Raw genomic sequence first — 15,020 nt, 5'->3', positions numbered from 1 at the left:
AAGTGACCTGGAAAGGACAGCCAATGGCCTCCATCACCATTCGCGACGTGAAAAAGAGCTACGCCAAGATGCAGGTCGTGCATGGCGTCGACCTCGACATCAGGTCGGGCGAATTCGTCGTCATCCTCGGGCCGTCGGGCTGCGGCAAGTCCACACTGCTGCGCATGATCGCCGGGCTGGAGGATATCTCCGCTGGCGAGATCGCGATCGACGGCACGGTGGTCAACAGACTGGAGCCGCGCGAGCGCGGCTGCGCCATGGTGTTTCAGAACTACGCGCTCTATCCGCATATGAGCGTGGCGCAGAACATCGGCTATTCGCTCAAGGTCGCCGGCGTTCCCGCCGCCGAGCGTACCCAGCGCATCCAGGCGGTCGCGCGCACGCTGGAACTCGAACAGCTGCTCGACCGCAAGCCGATGGCGCTTTCCGGCGGCCAGCGGCAGCGCGTCGCCATGGGCCGCGCCATGATCCGCGAACCGAAAGTGTTCCTGTTCGACGAACCATTGTCCAATCTCGATGCCAAGCTGCGCGTGCAGATGCGCTCGGAAATCCGCAAGCTGCACCGCCGGCTGAACGCGACCTCCGTTTTCGTCACCCATGACCAGGTCGAGGCGATGACGCTCGCCGACCGGCTGGTGGTGATGAATGGCGGACGGGTCGAGCAGGTCGGCACCCCAGGCGAGATCTACACCCGTCCAGCCAGCCGCTTCGTCGCCACCTTCGTCGGCGCGCCGGCAATGAATATGCTCGAAGGCACGGTCGAACTCGACGGGTTGTCGCTGCTCGACGGCAGCCGGCGCCTGACCATGGCCCGCGCCGGCCTGCCGGTCGGCACCAAGGTGGCGATGGGCATCCGGCCGGAAGCCGTCCGGCTGGTGGCGCCGGGCACGGCGAGTTCCCTCAAGGCCACAGTCGACCTAGTCGAGGAGCTGGGCGCCGGGCGTGTCATCTATGTCGATCTCGACGGCGCGCCGTTTTCGGTGATGACGTCGGAGGCCGTGCACCCCGAGCCCGGCAGTGCCGTCGGCCTGATGCTTTCGCCCAATGACATGCATTTCTTCTCGTCGGGGACGGGAACCCGCCTCGATGTCTTCAAGGCTTCCGTTCCCGAACCGGCGCTCTGATCCCGAAGCCTCTATCATCGCCGGAGACAGACCTCGGCCTTCGGCACCTCCAGGAAAGCATCATGAAAATCATTCAGGTCACGGATGTGCATCTTGGCCGGCAAGGCGAGCGCCGCTTCGGCGCGGACCTGCATCAGCGGCTGGCCTCATGCATCGCGCACATCAATGCGCATCACGCCGATGCGGCACTTTGCGTCTTTACCGGCGACCTGACCGAGACCGGCGCGCCGGAAAGCTATGCCGATCTCAGGACCGCCCTGAGCACGCTGTCGGTGCCCTGGCGGCTGCTGCCGGGCAACCATGACAGAAGGGTCAATCTCGTCGCGGCGTTTCCGGAAATTCCGGTCGACGAGAACGGCTTCGTGCAGTCGGTCCATGACAGCGGGGAGGAAGTCTTGCTGTTCCTCGACTGCCTGGCGGAAGGGCGCGTCGAAGGCGAACTATGCGGAACGCGGCTTGCCTGGCTGGAAGCCCGGCTCGAACAATCGGCAGGCAGGCCCGCTTACATTTTCCTGCACCATCCGCCGGTCGCGCTCGGCCTGCCGCAGCTCGACCCGCTGGCGCTCGAACAACCCGGGCGGCTGCTGGGACTGCTGCGGGACCATGGCAATGTCCGCCACATCTTCTTCGGCCATGTCCATCGCGACATCGCCGGCACGGTCGCTGGCATTCCGTTCTCGGCGCAGCGCGGCCTGCACGCCCGGTTCGAGCTTGCGCTTGACCGATCGAGCGAGACCGTCGAGCAGGCGCCGCCCTCCTATGCGGTCATCCTCATCGACAGCGCCAACCAGCGCGTGGTCGTGCATGGCTGCGATTTTCTCGAGCGGTGGCCGATCTATTCAGCCGAGACCGGCGCGCTCGTCTTGCCGGGCATTGCACCGGAGATGGACTGAGGCCGCATCTTGATCCGTGTTGGCGCCGGTCAGGCGAACACGTGCGCCTTGCCCGACACGGTGAGCCGCACGATCTCGCCGACCGCCGGTGCGTCCATGCCGGATTTGCGCAGGATCAGCGGCGTGTTGCCGATGGCGGCGGCGTCCGGCGGATCGAAATTGTTGAGGAGCCGCACCGCGATCGTGCATGTCGAGCCGGCGAATTCGGATTCCGTCACCTCGCCGAAAAGCATGTCGGGGGTGCCCGACATGCCCTCGCGCGATGTCCGTTTCAGCGCGATCTGCTCCGGCCGCAGCATGATGCGGGCGACATCGCGGCTGTCCGGGGAGTCGACCGCGATGCGGCCCAGCGGCGAGCTGGCGAAGCCGTTCGATATCCTGGCCGGCAGGATGATGGCGTCGCCTAGGAACTCGGCGATCATCCTGTCCTTCGGCCGAAGATAGAGCTCGCGCGGCGTGCCGACCTGCGAGAATTTTCCGTCACGCATAACCGCCACCTGGGCCGCAAAGGACAGCGCCTCGGCCTGGTCGTGCGTCACCAGGATGGTGGTGATGCCGGCCGCCTCCAGCAGTTCAGCCACCGCCTTGCGCATCGAGGCGCGCAGGCCGGTGTCGAGCGCCGAGAACGGCTCGTCGAGCAGCATCAGCCTTGGCTTCATCGCCATGGCGCGGGCGAGCGCCACGCGCTGCTGCTGGCCGCCGGAAAGCTCGTGCGGGCGGCGCTTGAGGATCGCCTTGTCCAGCCCGACGATATAGGCGAGCTCGACGATGCGTTCGGCGCGCTTGTCCTCGCTACGGCCCATGCCGAAACCGATATTGTCGGATATGGTCAGATGCGGGAACAGGGCGCCGTCCTGCGCCACCACGCCGATGCCGCGGCGATGTGCCGGAACGGCAACGCCGCCATTGGCCAGCACCTCGCCGTCGAGCACGATGCGGCCCTGGTCGGGCGCCTCGAAGCCGGCGATCAGCCGCAGCAATGTCGTCTTGCCGCAACCCGAGGGTCCGACGATCGCCGTGCGGCTGCCACTGGCGACACTGAGGTCGACGCCGGCCAGCGCGGCGACCGGGCCGTAATGCTTGTGCAGATCGCGGAGTTCAAGAAAGCTCATCGTCCGGCCATCCGTTTCGACTGGACATAGAGCAGCCAGGTCAGCGGCAACGACATCGCCACCATGATGAAGGCGTAGGGGGCGGCCGAGGCATAATCGATCTCGCCGCTGTAGGACCAGAACGCCATCGCGAGCGTGCGGGTGCCGTTCGGCGCCAGCATCTGGGTCGCGGTCAGTTCGTTCATGATGCCGAGCGCCACCAGGGCCATGCCGGCCGCCGCACCCGGCGCCGACAGGCGGATCGTCGTCGACCACAGCGCGTTGAGCGGACGCCGGCCGAGGCTGGACGCGGCGCGCTCGAGCTCGACCGGTGCCTGGGCGATCGACGCCCGCAGGCTGACCAGGGCACGTGGCAGGAACATCAGGGCATAAGCGACCAGGATGGTGAACAGGGTTTGATAGAGCGGCAGGGCGATACGCACGGTTATGGTGACCAGAGCCAATGCAATGACCACACCCGGCAGCGAGCCGACGATGTAGTTGCAACCTTCGAGCAGGCGCTGCAATGGCCCCGGCGCGCGGATCGATATCCAGGCCATCGGCATGGCGGCGACGGTGGCAAGCACAGCGCCGGCAAGCGACAGGAACAGCGTCTGGCCGAGAGCCAATCCGATCTCGTCGAGCCGCCAGACATCGGTGCCGCCGGCGAGCAGCCAGCGGCCGATGGTCACGAACGGCACGCCGAGCGCCAGCAGCGTGACGACCGCAAGCAAGGCCAGGCTGGGGATGGTGGCATGGCCAAGGCGCGTCCGTTGCTGATGCCGCGCCGCGCCGGACCCGACACGGGCATAGCGCTCCTCGCCGCGCACCAGCACTTCGAGGCCCAGAAGCACGAAACAGCATGTCACCAGGACACCGGCCAGCATGTTGGCGGCCGGCCCATTGAAGGTCGACTGGAACTGATCGACGATCGCGGTGGTGAAGGTATCGAAGCGGATGAAGACATAAAGGCCATATTCGGCCAGCAGATGCAGCCCAACCAGCAGCGAGCCGCCGCAGATGGCGAGCCTGAGCTGCGGCAACACCACGCGCCGGAAGACGCGCAAGGGTCCAAGGCCAAGTGCCGCGGCCGCGTCCTCGAGGGCGGGATCGAGCCGGCGCAGCGCCGCCGACACCGGCAGATAGAGGAACGGGAAATAGGCGATCACGGACACCAGCACGCCGGCCCAAAGGCCGTGCAGACCGGGCACCATGGTGATCCAGGCGTAGCTGTGCACGAAAGCGGGAATGGCGAGCGGCGCCACGCACAGCCAGGCCCAGAACCGGGCGCCGGGCAGGTCGCTGCGCTCGGTCAGCCAGGCGAGCGCCACCGACAGGACGATGGCGATCGGCACGGCCAAAAGCACCAGCAGGCCGGTGTTGACAAGCAGCTCGCCGACACGCGGCCGGAAGACCAGCGCCGAGACGGTCTCCCAGCCCGTTTGCACCGCGGTCCATATGATGAAGGCGAGCGGCAGCAGCGCCAGCAGGGAGACGAAGATGGCGGCGGCAACGAGCCAGCGCGCCGCGCGTCGCCGCGCCTTTCGGCGCACCTTCGGCGGCAGGCCCGGGCGCGCGAAATCGACTGCCGACTGCATCGGCTCAGGCGCCGTTCGGTTGCGGCGCGGCGGCGGCAATCATGGGACCATGGTCGCGGTCAGGAACGCAGCGTGTCGTCATGGACGAATGCATCTCGAAAACAAAACGCTCCCGCGGAAGGCAAAGTCCCGCGGGAGCACGGTCGGTTGCCCTTATTAGGACGAACGACAACTAAAGCAAGCCGGCTGCCGTCATCAGGTCGGTGACCTTCTTGGAGTTCAGCGTCGCGGCGTCGACCTTCGGCGCCTGCAGGTCAACCAGCGGCACCAGCTTGGGATTGGACTCCGCGCCCTTGCCGACCGCGTATTCGAAGGAGGTTCCGTTCTTCAGCACGTCCTGGCCGCCCTTGCCGGTCACCCATTTCAGGAAAGCCTGGGCTTCCTTCGGATGCTTGCTCGAGGCGAGCACGCCGCCACCCGAGACCGAGACGAAAGCGCCCGGATCCTGGTTCTTGAAATAGTGCAGCGCGACGTTCTTGCTGTTCTCGCCGGTCTTGGCCTGATCGCCGAAATAGTAATAGTGGTAGATCACGCCGCCTTCGATCTCGCCGGCGTTGACCGCCTTCATCACGGTGCTGTTGCCCTTATAGGCGGTGAAGTTCGCCTTCATCGCCTTCAGCCAGTCCGCCGTGGCGGCCTCGCCCTTGAGCTGCAGCAATGCGCTGACGATGGCCTGGAAATCGGCGCCCGAGGGCGACGCCGCCCAACGGCCCTTCCAGCTCGGGTCGGCAAGGTCGAGCAGCGATTTGGGCAACTGGTCGGCCTTGAGCTTGGTGGTGTTGTAGGCAAACACGGTGCTGCGCGCGGCTACACCCACCCATTTGCCGCTGGCCGCCTGATAGTCCTGCGGGACCTGGGCCAGCGTGTCGGCGTCGACTGGCGCGAACAGGCCGGCATTCTCGACCAGCACCATGGCCGGCGAATTCTCCGTCAGGAACACGTCGGCGGGCGAGGCGGTGCCTTCGGCGACGATCTGGTTGGAGAAATCGCTGTCGCCGCCATTGCGCAAGGTGACCTTGATGCCGGTCTCCTTGGTGAACCCTGCGGCCCATTCCTTGGCCAGGCTTTCGTGCTGGGCGTTGTAGACGATGATGCCGGCATCTTCGGCCATCGCCGGACCGGCGGCCAGGCCGATTGCAAGCGCGGTGGCACCGGCAAGCGCGCAAAGGGTGTATTTCATGGCGTCATCCTCGATCTCGTTGGTCTTGGCACGCTGCACCTACATATACCTGACATCGGTAGTCAACATTGTGATCTGCTTCAATCGGTCGCTGGAGCCGCAAAGACCGGTACGAAAGGGACAAATCCACGTGATGGAGGGCCGGATCGGCGACCTTTTTGCGCGACATACTCACAATGCCTGTAAGGCGACCCGCTGCGCGGCCGGACCTCAGGACCCGCAAACTTTCGTGACTTGCCCGTAGTTTGGCTTGGACATTATTTCGCCGGCCACGTAACAAATCGGTGCCGAAGCGCGAAAATCGGGGAGTGAACTCTTGTGAGCGGCAAGGACGAGGCCGAGCTTTCCCGGCTGTTGCGGGCCGCGATCGCGGGAGATGAAAGGGCCTACGCCGACTTTCTGCACCGGATCGCCGCGCTGGTGCGCGGTTTTGTCAGGCGCAAGATCGTGCAGGGCGGGGTCGATCCCGAGGATGTCGTGCAGGAAACCTTGCTGGCCATTCATGTGAAACGGCATACCTGGCGCCAGGACGCGCCGGTATTGCCCTGGGTCTATGCGATCGCCCGCTTCAAGCTGATCGATGCATTCCGGCGGCGCGGGCGGCGCATCGAGATCGACGTCGACGACATCGCCGAGACGTTCGCCGAGCCGGAAACCGAGACCGTCAGCGAACGCGACATCAACCGGGCCTTGGGCGGACTGCCGCCGGCACAGCGTTCCGTGGTCTCGGCCATATCCGTGGAGGGCCGCTCGATCGGCGAGACGGCGGCGAAGTTCGGCATCAGCGAGACGGCGGTGCGCGTGTCGCTGCATCGAGGGCTTGCCGCGATAGCCAAGAGATTTGGGCAGGGGCGGTTCGGGCGGGAATGACATGAGGACTGACGATCTCATCAAGGCGTTGGACGCCGATGCAGGCAGCATGGCGATGCCGTTGCGCTCGGCGTGGTGGCTGGCCGCCGGTGCGGCCATTGTCATCGCGGCAGTCGTTTTCCTGCTCACGATCGGTCCGCGTCCCGACTTCATGGCGGCCGCGCACACGGTGCGCTTTTTGTCCAAATTCGTTTTCACCATCGTGCTGGCCATCAGCGCCTTTGCCCTGATCCGCGCCCTGTCGACGCCAGGTGCCGCGACAGGCCGGGCCATGGCCGGGATGATTGCCGCGCCGCTGCTGGTGGCCGTGGCGGTGGGCCTGGAGCTCTTCATGGTGCCGGAGGCGCTGTGGGGCACGCGCATGGTCGGTTCCAACATGATGATCTGCATGGGCTTCATCCCGCTGATCGGGATCGGCCCGCTGGCGATCTTCCTGTGGATGCTGCGTTACGGCGCGCCGACGCGGCCGGTGCTTGCCGGCACGGTCGCGGGCCTGCTCGCCGGGGGGCTGGCCGCGACCTTCTATGCCGCGCACTGTTTCGACGATTCGCCGCTTTTCGTTGCCACCTGGTATACGATCGCGATCGCGGCGCTCGCCTTGCTTGGCGCGCTCGGCGGACGGTTTTTCGTGCGCTGGTAACACGATACCGCGTCCCGGCCGATGCATACCGATCCTTAATCATGCCGGCAATTGTTTGCCGGTTTCCCATGCCGACAGTACCCCAGACGCAACCTTTCCTTAAAATCGATCCTTCAAGGTTTTCATGGGAAAAAAGCGATTGCCCACGGGGGTGGCACGGATCGTGACATTGCGAGGAACCATCGGGTCGGGATACTACAAGCAGGCAGCGCTGGCGCTGCTTGTGGCCGGCGTTGCCATGGTGGCGGCCTCGATCCTGCTCGCGAGGCTGAGCCTCGATGCGGAGGCGCTCAAGCTCTCCCTGCAAGTGTCGGTCGCGGTGGCGGTCGGCGCGCTTTTCCTCGCCGGCCTGTTCATCCGCCGCATCTCCGACGACCGGCGGCAGATCGCGGAGAGCGAGCAGCGGTTCCGCCGGGCCATGGAGGATTCGGCGATCGGCATCGCGGTCGTCGGGTTGGACGGGCGCATTATCGAGGCCAATCCGGCCTTCGCGGCCATGCTTGGCTACAGCCGCGAGGAGATCGAGGCGCTGACCTTCTTCCAGATCACGCATCCCGACGACCTGCAGATCGGGCGCGAAACGATGGACGGCCTGAAGGCGGGCACCGTCCATGCCTTCCAGTTCGAGAAGCGCTACCTCAAGAAGGACGGCACACCCATCTGGGCTCATCTTGCCGGCTCCGTCATTCGCGACGAGACAAGCGGGCGGCCGCTCTATCTCGTCTCGCAGATCGAGGATATCGACGCGCGCAAGCAGGCCGAGGCGCGTATTGCCGAGGCCGAAACGCGTTGGAATTTCGCGCTGGCCGGCGCCGGTCAAGGTGTCTGGGATCTCGACGTGCGCAAGGGCGGCACGACATACTCCTCGACCTGGGTCAAGATGCTCGGCTATGCCGACGGCGAACTCGATGGCGACCCCGACCATTGGCTGACGATGATCCATCCCGACGATCGCGAGGCTGTTGCCACGGCGGATCGGGCGCATCTCGACGGCAACACGGAATTCTTCGAAGCCGAGTTCAGGATGCGTCACAAGGACGGCCACTGGGTGTGGATCCTCGACCGCGGCAAAGCCATCGAACGCGACGCGGCCGGGCGTCTGACCAGGGCCATCGGCAGCTTGACCGACATCACCCGGCGCAAGGAGGCCGAAGAGCGCCTGACGGTGTCGGCGGCAATGCTGGCCGACGAGAAGGAACGGCTCAGGGTGACGCTGCAGTCCATCGGCGATGCGGTCATCTGCACCGATGCCGCAAATCGCGTCACCTTCATGAACCCGGTCGCCGAGAAGCTGACCGGCGTTTCCGGCGACGAGGCGCTCGGCAAGACGCTCGGCCATGTCTATTGGGCGGTCGACGAGGAGACGGGGCAGAGGATCGGCGTGGCCCGGCCGGCGATCGGAGCAGCGCCCTCCGACCAGAACAGCCGGGCCGTGCTCATCCGGCGCGACGACACGCGCTGCAGCATCCGCCAGGTGGTGTCGCCGATCATCAACGAGCGCAGCGAATTCTGCGGGCTGGTCATCGTCTTCCAGGATTTCACGGATGCGCGCGCCCTGCAGCGGCAGCTTGCCCATGCCGCCGCGCATGACGCGCTGACCGGCCTTGCTAATCGTTCGAGCTTCATCCGCACCATGGAGGAACTTGTCGATCAGGCCCGCAAGGACACCGCGGCGGCTGGAGGCGGCAGGCATCAGTTCATGTTCATCGACCTGGACCACTTCAAACTGGTCAACGACACCGGCGGTCACGCCGCCGGAGACGCCTTGCTGAAGCGGGTCGCCGAGGCCGTTCGCGGCGTGCTCGGTCCCGAAGATATCGTGGCGCGGCTGGGTGGCGACGAATTCGCCGTCATCCTGAAATCGGCTTCGACCGCTGGCGCCGGGATCGCGGCGCGCTCGATCATCGATGCGATAGCCGGCCTGGATTTCACTTGGGATGATCGGCCGCACGCGATCGGCGCAAGCATCGGGCTTACCGCGATCTGCGCCGATTGCGGCGAAGTCGACGAGATCATCGCAAGGGCCGACGCCGCTTGCTATGCGGCCAAGGCGGCCGGTCGCGGATGTGTTTCCGTGGCGCTGGACGACAAGATCACCGACGACAGGTCGGAACCATCCAAGCCGCTCGCCGCGGCATCCTGAACGGCTGACGCGTCACACTTTTTCCTGGAATTGCGTCAGCGCGTCGGAACGGGGTGCTCGCCGCGATAGTCATAGAAGCCGCGTCCGGTCTTGCGGCCGAGCCAGCCGGCCTCGACATATTTGACCAGCAGCGGGCAGGGGCGATATTTCGAGTCCGACAGGCCGTCATGCAGCACCTGCATGATCGACAGGCAGGTGTCGAGACCAATGAAATCGGCCAGCTGCAGCGGTCCCATCGGGTGGTTGGCGCCGAGCCGCATGGCGGTGTCGATGGCATCGACCGAGCCGACACCTTCATAGAGCGTGTAGATGGCCTCATTGATCATCGGCAGCAGGATACGGTTGACGATGAAGGCCGGGAAATCCTCCGAGACTGTGATCGTCTTGTCGAGCTGCTTCACATAGGTCTTCGCCGCCTCGAACGTCTGGTCCTCGGTGGCGATGCCGCGCACCAGTTCGACCAGCTTCATCAGCGGGACCGGATTCATGAAATGTATGCCGATGAAGCGTTCCGGCCTGTCGGTCTGCGCGGCGAGCCGCGTGATCGAGATCGACGAGGTGTTGGTCGCCAGGATGGCTTCGGGATTGAGCTGCGGGCAGAGCTGGGCGTAGATCTTGCGCTTGACCGTCTCGTCCTCTGTGGCCGCCTCGATCACCAGGTCGGCGCCGGCCAGATCGGCCATCGCCGGTGCGGACGCAATGCGCGCCATCGCCTGGTTGCGCAGCTTCTCGTCGAGCTTGCCGGACCCCACCTGGCGGGCCATGTTGCCGCTGATGGTGGCGATGCCCTTCTCGATGCGGTCGGGCGAAATATCGTAGATCAGCACCTTATAGCCCGACAGCGCGGAGACATGGGCGATGCCGCCGCCCATCTGGCCTGCGCCGATGATGCCGATCGTCTCGATCTTGCTCATTACACCGATCCCGTCCAAAGGCCTTTGTGGCCTGCTTTTTGTGCGGTGCAAACTAAAAGGGCGGGGCGACTTCGTCTACCCCACCCCTGGTATTTAATACGCTTTGCCAGAGAGCGTCAAAGCGCCTTCTGCAACTCCGGCAGCACGACGAAGAGATCGCCGACGAGACCGTAGTCGGCAACCTGGAAGATCGGCGCCTCCTCGTCCTTGTTGATGGCGACGATGACCTTGGAATCCTTCATGCCGGCAAGGTGCTGGATGGCGCCGGAAATGCCGACCGCGATATAGAGATCGGGGGCGACGACCTTGCCGGTCTGGCCGACCTGCCAGTCGTTCGGCGCATAGCCGGCGTCGACGGCGGCGCGGGACGCACCGACGGCGGCACCGAGCTTGTCGGCGACCGGCAGGATGACCTCCTGGAACTTCTCCGAGGAGCCGAGCGCACGGCCCCCCGAGATGATGATCTTGGCCGAGGTCAGTTCCGGGCGGTCGGTCTCCGACAGCTTGTTTTCGACAAAGGAGGACAGACCGGGGTTGGCCGCGGCCTTCACCGTCTCGACCGCTGCCGAGCCGCCTTCGGGCGCCGCCTGGAAGGAGGCCGTGCGCACGGTGATGACCTTCTTGGCGTCGGTCGACTGCACCGTCTGGATGGCGTTGCCGGCATAGATCGGGCGCTTGAAGGTATCAGGCGAAACCACTTCGATGATCTCGGACACTTGCGCGACATCGAGCAGCGCCGCCACGCGCGGCGCGACGTTCTTGCCCGACGAGGTCGCCGGCGCGATGATGGTGTCGTAGCTGCCAGCCAGCGACACGACCAGTGCCGCCGTCGGCTCGGCGAGGCGCTCGGCGAGTTCGTCGGCCTCGGCGAGCAGCACCTTGCTCACGCCCTTGAGCTTGGCGGCGGCGTCAGCGGCGCCCTTGGCGCCCTTGCCGGCCACCAGCACATGCACGTCCGAGCCGATCTGCAGGGCCGCCGAAAGGGCCTTGGCGGTCTGGTCGGAAAGGGTGGCGTTGTCGTGTTCGGCGATGAGGAGAATGGTCATATTATCTGTTCCTTCCGATCTCAGAGCACGCCGGCTTCGTTCTTCAGCTTGTCGACCAGTTCGGCGACGCTCTTGACCTTGACGCCCGCCTTGCGGCCGCTGGGCTCCTCGGTCTTGATGACCTTGAGGCGCGGCTTGACGTCGGCGCCGTAATCGGCCGGGCTCTTCTCGTCGAGCGGCTTCTTCTTGGCCTTCATGATGTTGGGCAGCGAAGCATAGCGTGGCTGGTTGAGGCGAAGGTCGGCGGTGATGATCGCCGGCATCTTCAGTTCCACCGTCTGCAGGCCGCCATCGACTTCGCGCGTCACCTTGGCCTTGCCGCCGTCGAGCACGATCTTGGAGGCGAAGGTGCCCTGCGCCCAGCCGAGCAACGCGGCCAGCATCTGGCCGGTCTGGTTCGAATCGTCGTCGATCGCCTGCTTGCCGAGGATGACGAGGCCGGGTTGTTCGGCCTCGACGACGCCCTTCAGCACCTTGGCGACGCCGAGCGGTTCGGTCTGCTCGTCGGTCTTGACCAGGATGGCGCGGTCGGCGCCCATGGCGAGTGCGGTGCGCAAGGTCTCCTGCGCCTGCTGCGGTCCGATCGACACGACGATGATCTCTTCGGCCTTGCCGGCTTCCTTCAGCCGGATCGCCTCTTCGACCGCGATCTCGTCGAACGGGTTCATCGCCATCTTGACGTTGGCGAGTTCGACCGCCGAACCGTCAGCCTTCACGCGAACCTTCACATTCGCATCCACAACCCGCTTCACGGGCACAAGGATCTTCATTTGCCTGTCACCTCTTCACGCTAGTTGGGCGCGCTATAACAGCCTGCGCCCCTTCTGAGTTGTCGAAAGCCGACATTCCTGACTGAATTCCGGCCAGACGGAATTCTGGCCGGATGGAAATTCTGTTCTTTGCCCGCCCTAGGCTGCTCCTCAGCCGCCTTGGGCTGCGGCGGAGACGTTTCCGTAGTTGCGGCAATCCTTGACGTCAATACGCCTCAAGCGGCTCAAATCGGTTCAGTTGGGGCCGGAAGGGTTTCCCCGGCCCCAGCGCGTATTTGCGGCGGGCGGCTCGGGCGTCGCCGGCTGGGCCGCAAGCGGCGGCGGCTCGGGCGCGGCGGCCGGGATATCCTCGTCGGCACCTGCAAACAGCGGCACGCCACGGCTGCGCAGGACAAGCACCAGCACGGCTCCGGCGATGATGCCGCCGATGTGGCAGGCCCAGGAAACCTGGTCCTCGCCACCGGCGGCGAACATGACGATCTGGAACAGCACCCACAGGACAAGCGGGATGAAGGCCGGAATACGCAAGGGAATACGGGCAAAGGCCAGCACCCAGACCTTCACCCTGGGATAAAGGATGAGATAGGCGACGACCACGCCGGCGATGGCGCCGGACGCGCCGATCAGCGGCACTTGGGAGTCCCATGCGACCAGCCCCTGGAAGGCGGCCCCGGCGATGGCGCACAGGAGATAGAAGATCAGGTAGCGGATATGGCCGAGCGCGTCCTCGACATTGTCGCCGAACACCCACAGGAACAGCATGTTGCCGCCGAGGTGGAAGATGTCGGCGTGCAGGAAGGAGTAGGTGAGATAGCTCAGGCTTTCCGGGATGACGATGAAGCGCGGGTCGAGCTCCGCCGTGTTGTGGACGACGGACGGGATGAAGCCGAGGCCGAGCACGGCGGCGTTGGTGAAGTTCTCGCCGCCGAGTGCGGTGGCGCAATAAACCAGCGCGTTGGCCACGATCAGGCCGATCGTCACATATTGCAGCCGGATGTGGCGCAGCCTGTTGGTGTCGTAAAGCGGGATGAACATGCGTGTCTGGTCCCCTTCCGCTTTTCGATCGGTTCAGCGGTTCTTGCCGGGAACCCATAGCACGTCGGCATTTCCGTTGTCATTGACCGCGCGGGCGGCGACAAACAGGAAATCCGAGACGCGATTGATGTATTTCAGCCCGTCGCCATTGACGTGTTCCGCCGGATCCTGGGCGAGCGCCACCATCAGCCGCTCGGCCCGCCGCGCCACCGTGCGGGCGAGATGCAGGGCCGCGGCCGCCGGCGTGCCGCCGTTCAGCACGAAGGATTTGAGCGGCTGTAGGTCCTTGTTGAGGAGGTCGATATCCTTCTCGACACGGTCGGTCTGCGCGGCGGTGATCCGCAAGGGCTCATAGCCGAGCGGCTTGCCGTCGTCGGGCATCGCAAGGTCGGCGCCGAGGTCGAAGAAGTCATTCTGGATGCGCGAAAGCATGGCATCGATCGCCGGATGGGTCCGCGCCGTGTGCACGCGCGCCATGCCAATACAGGCATTGGCTTCGTCGACCGTGCCGTAGGCATCCACCCGCAGATCGGATTTCAGCCGCCTTTCGCCAGTGCCGAGGCCCGTTGTGCCGTCATCGCCGGTGCGGGTGTAGATCTTGTTGAGCTTGACCACATCGCCTCCCGAACGACGTCATTTACGGGTGAAATACACCGCCAGCAGGATCAGCAACAGCGCCACGGCCTGCAGCATGACGCGCGCCTGCATCAGCTTGTTCGATGTGACGCCGGAACCGCCGCGCATCATGTTGATGAGGCCGCGAACCAGCACGATTGCCACGGCGACCATGACCAGAATGGCGAGGATGTTGAAGACGGTTGCCATATTGCGTTCCAGTTGTTTCGGGTTAGGCGCGTTTGGCCATCAGGCGGTAGAGCATCGATGCCGGCAGCAAGCGCTTGAGCGCCGCGCCGATCCTGGCCGGCACTGTTACCACATAGTGCGGACGCGGGCGCCGCGACAGAAGTGCATGGCGTAGAACCTTGTAGACCACTTCCGGCCCGGGTTTCAGCGCCGACTGGCTGCCGCCGGCGCGCAGCCGCTCCAACTGTGCCGCGTAGTCCACGCGATGCACGGAATTCTCGAGGTCGATGTTTTTCAGGAACCAGGGCAGTCCGTTGCTGGCGATCTTCGATTTCACCGGCCCCGGCTCGATCAGCGAAACATGAACGCCGCTGCCTTCCAGTTCCTGGCGCTGGCAGAGCATCAGGGCCTCGAGCGCATGCTTCGATGCCGAATAGGCGCCGCGAAAGCGCACCGGCACCAGGCCAAGGATCGACGAGCAATGGACGATGCGGCCATGGCCCTGGCGGCGCATCACCGGTACCAGACGGCGGGTCAGATCATGCCAGCCGAAGAAGTTGACCTCGAACTGCTCCTTGAGCGCCGCCACCGACAGATCCTCGACGGCGCCGGCCTGCGCGTAGGCGCCGTTGTTGAAGAGCGCGTCCAGCCTTCCGCCGGAGCGTTCGAGCACTGAAGTCACCAGGGCGGCGATCGAACCCGGATCGCTGTAGTCGAGATGGAAGGCCTCGATGCCGTCGGTTTCGATAGCGGCGATGTCTTCGGGTTTTCGCGCCGTCGCGAACACCCGCCAGCCCTCGGTCTTCAATGCGCGTGCGCAATAAGCGCCTATGCCGGAGGACGCACCGGTGACGATGATGGTGCGCAACTCTGTTGCGGGCGAATTCGTGGTTTGACGAAGGGTTGCCATTT

General features: G+C 65.0%; 15 protein-coding genes. 5 read left to right on the top strand and 10 right to left on the bottom strand.

The genetic code is table 11. The annotated features are described in order from the left end of the window. Window positions 1-23: 23 nt before the first annotated feature. Window positions 24-1,124 carry a sn-glycerol-3-phosphate ABC transporter ATP-binding protein UgpC gene (gene ugpC, locus FJ978_RS18360; protein ID WP_013892826.1) on the top strand — a complete coding sequence of 367 codons (1,101 nt, stop codon included), beginning with the start codon at window positions 24-26 and terminating at the stop codon, window positions 1,122-1,124. A 62-nt stretch (window positions 1,125-1,186) separates the two neighbouring features. Then, window positions 1,187-2,017, top strand: a complete 831-nt coding sequence (locus FJ978_RS18355) for a phosphodiesterase (protein ID WP_013892827.1) — start codon at window positions 1,187-1,189, stop codon at window positions 2,015-2,017. Window positions 2,018-2,046: 29 nt separating this feature from the next. Here the strand turns inward: FJ978_RS18355 and FJ978_RS18350 are convergent, their stop codons facing one another. The 3 genes from FJ978_RS18350 to FJ978_RS18340 form a co-directional block, all read right to left on the bottom strand. Next, the gene (locus FJ978_RS18350) at window positions 2,047-3,129 is read right to left on the bottom strand and encodes an ABC transporter ATP-binding protein (RefSeq protein WP_140573190.1); all 1,083 of its coding nucleotides are present in this window, start codon (window positions 3,127-3,129) and stop codon (window positions 2,047-2,049) included. Then, window positions 3,126-4,706, bottom strand: a complete 1,581-nt coding sequence (locus FJ978_RS18345) for an iron ABC transporter permease (RefSeq protein ID WP_013892829.1) — start codon at window positions 4,704-4,706, stop codon at window positions 3,126-3,128. Before FJ978_RS18345 ends, FJ978_RS18350 begins: the two co-directional genes overlap by 4 nt. A 172-nt stretch (window positions 4,707-4,878) precedes the next feature. Continuing rightward, window positions 4,879-5,886 (bottom strand): iron ABC transporter substrate-binding protein, encoded by a 1,008-nt coding sequence (locus tag FJ978_RS18340; RefSeq protein ID WP_041164568.1) that lies wholly within the window; start codon window positions 5,884-5,886, stop codon window positions 4,879-4,881. Window positions 5,887-6,204: 318 nt separating this feature from the next. Between FJ978_RS18340 and FJ978_RS18335 the strand changes: the two genes are divergently transcribed. The 3 genes from FJ978_RS18335 (at window position 6,205) to FJ978_RS18325 (ending at window position 9,539) form a co-directional block, all read left to right on the top strand. Then, on the top strand, window positions 6,205-6,756 hold the full coding sequence (locus FJ978_RS18335; protein ID WP_013892831.1) for a sigma-70 family RNA polymerase sigma factor: 552 nt from the start codon (window positions 6,205-6,207) through the stop codon (window positions 6,754-6,756). A gap of 1 nt (window position 6,757) precedes the next feature. After that, window positions 6,758-7,396 carry an NrsF family protein gene (locus tag FJ978_RS18330; protein ID WP_140573189.1) on the top strand — a complete coding sequence of 213 codons (639 nt, stop codon included), beginning with the start codon at window positions 6,758-6,760 and terminating at the stop codon, window positions 7,394-7,396. Between the two features lie 163 nt (window positions 7,397-7,559). Next, window positions 7,560-9,539: a PAS domain S-box protein gene (locus tag FJ978_RS18325; protein WP_246678163.1), complete on the top strand. Its 1,980-nt coding sequence runs from the start codon at window positions 7,560-7,562 to the stop codon at window positions 9,537-9,539. A gap of 35 nt (window positions 9,540-9,574) precedes the next feature. Here FJ978_RS18325 and FJ978_RS18320 read toward each other — a convergent pair whose 3' ends face one another. The 7 genes from FJ978_RS18320 to FJ978_RS18290 form a co-directional block, all read right to left on the bottom strand. Continuing rightward, entirely contained in the window at window positions 9,575-10,453 is an 879-nt protein-coding gene (locus tag FJ978_RS18320) for a 3-hydroxybutyryl-CoA dehydrogenase (RefSeq protein ID WP_013892834.1), read from the bottom strand. 116 nt (window positions 10,454-10,569) lie between these two features. Further along, window positions 10,570-11,499, bottom strand: a complete 930-nt coding sequence (locus FJ978_RS18315) for an electron transfer flavoprotein subunit alpha/FixB family protein (protein WP_013892835.1) — start codon at window positions 11,497-11,499, stop codon at window positions 10,570-10,572. A gap of 20 nt (window positions 11,500-11,519) precedes the next feature. After that, window positions 11,520-12,269, bottom strand: a complete 750-nt coding sequence (locus FJ978_RS18310) for an electron transfer flavoprotein subunit beta/FixA family protein (RefSeq protein WP_140573187.1) — start codon at window positions 12,267-12,269, stop codon at window positions 11,520-11,522. A 234-nt stretch (window positions 12,270-12,503) separates the two neighbouring features. Continuing rightward, window positions 12,504-13,304 (bottom strand): rhomboid family intramembrane serine protease, encoded by an 801-nt coding sequence (locus tag FJ978_RS18305; protein ID WP_140573186.1) that lies wholly within the window; start codon window positions 13,302-13,304, stop codon window positions 12,504-12,506. A 33-nt stretch (window positions 13,305-13,337) separates the two neighbouring features. Next, a complete protein-coding gene (locus tag FJ978_RS18300) occupies window positions 13,338-13,919 on the bottom strand; it encodes a cob(I)yrinic acid a,c-diamide adenosyltransferase (RefSeq protein WP_140573185.1) in 582 nt (193 codons plus the stop codon). An 18-nt stretch (window positions 13,920-13,937) separates the two neighbouring features. Next, entirely contained in the window at window positions 13,938-14,129 is a 192-nt protein-coding gene (locus FJ978_RS18295) for a twin transmembrane helix small protein (RefSeq protein WP_013892839.1), read from the bottom strand. A 22-nt stretch (window positions 14,130-14,151) separates the two neighbouring features. Further along, a complete protein-coding gene (locus FJ978_RS18290) occupies window positions 14,152-15,018 on the bottom strand; it encodes an SDR family oxidoreductase (RefSeq protein ID WP_140573184.1) in 867 nt (288 codons plus the stop codon). Window positions 15,019-15,020: the final 2 nt, after the last annotated feature.

Origin of the sequence: Mesorhizobium sp. B1-1-7 (assembly GCF_006442705.1) — a bacterium.
GTDB lineage: Bacteria > Pseudomonadota > Alphaproteobacteria > Rhizobiales > Rhizobiaceae > Mesorhizobium > Mesorhizobium opportunistum.
This window is presented reverse-complemented; position numbering and strand designations above follow the sequence as displayed.

Coding starts and splice junctions, on each gene's coding strand:
- ugpC (WP_013892826.1), top strand. CDS start 24: ATGGCCTCCATCACCATTCGCGACGTGAAAAAGAGCTACGCCAAGATG.
- FJ978_RS18355 (WP_013892827.1), top strand. CDS start 1,187: ATGAAAATCATTCAGGTCACGGATGTGCATCTTGGCCGGCAAGGCGAG.
- FJ978_RS18350 (WP_140573190.1), bottom strand. CDS start 3,129: ATGAGCTTTCTTGAACTCCGCGATCTGCACAAGCATTACGGCCCGGTC.
- FJ978_RS18345 (WP_013892829.1), bottom strand. CDS start 4,706: ATGCAGTCGGCAGTCGATTTCGCGCGCCCGGGCCTGCCGCCGAAGGTG.
- FJ978_RS18340 (WP_041164568.1), bottom strand. CDS start 5,886: ATGAAATACACCCTTTGCGCGCTTGCCGGTGCCACCGCGCTTGCAATC.
- FJ978_RS18330 (WP_140573189.1), top strand. CDS start 6,758: ATGAGGACTGACGATCTCATCAAGGCGTTGGACGCCGATGCAGGCAGC.
- FJ978_RS18320 (WP_013892834.1), bottom strand. CDS start 10,453: ATGAGCAAGATCGAGACGATCGGCATCATCGGCGCAGGCCAGATGGGC.
- FJ978_RS18315 (WP_013892835.1), bottom strand. CDS start 11,499: ATGACCATTCTCCTCATCGCCGAACACGACAACGCCACCCTTTCCGAC.
- FJ978_RS18310 (WP_140573187.1), bottom strand. CDS start 12,269: ATGAAGATCCTTGTGCCCGTGAAGCGGGTTGTGGATGCGAATGTGAAG.
- FJ978_RS18305 (WP_140573186.1), bottom strand. CDS start 13,304: ATGTTCATCCCGCTTTACGACACCAACAGGCTGCGCCACATCCGGCTG.
- FJ978_RS18295 (WP_013892839.1), bottom strand. CDS start 14,129: ATGGCAACCGTCTTCAACATCCTCGCCATTCTGGTCATGGTCGCCGTG.
- FJ978_RS18290 (WP_140573184.1), bottom strand. CDS start 15,018: ATGGCAACCCTTCGTCAAACCACGAATTCGCCCGCAACAGAGTTGCGC.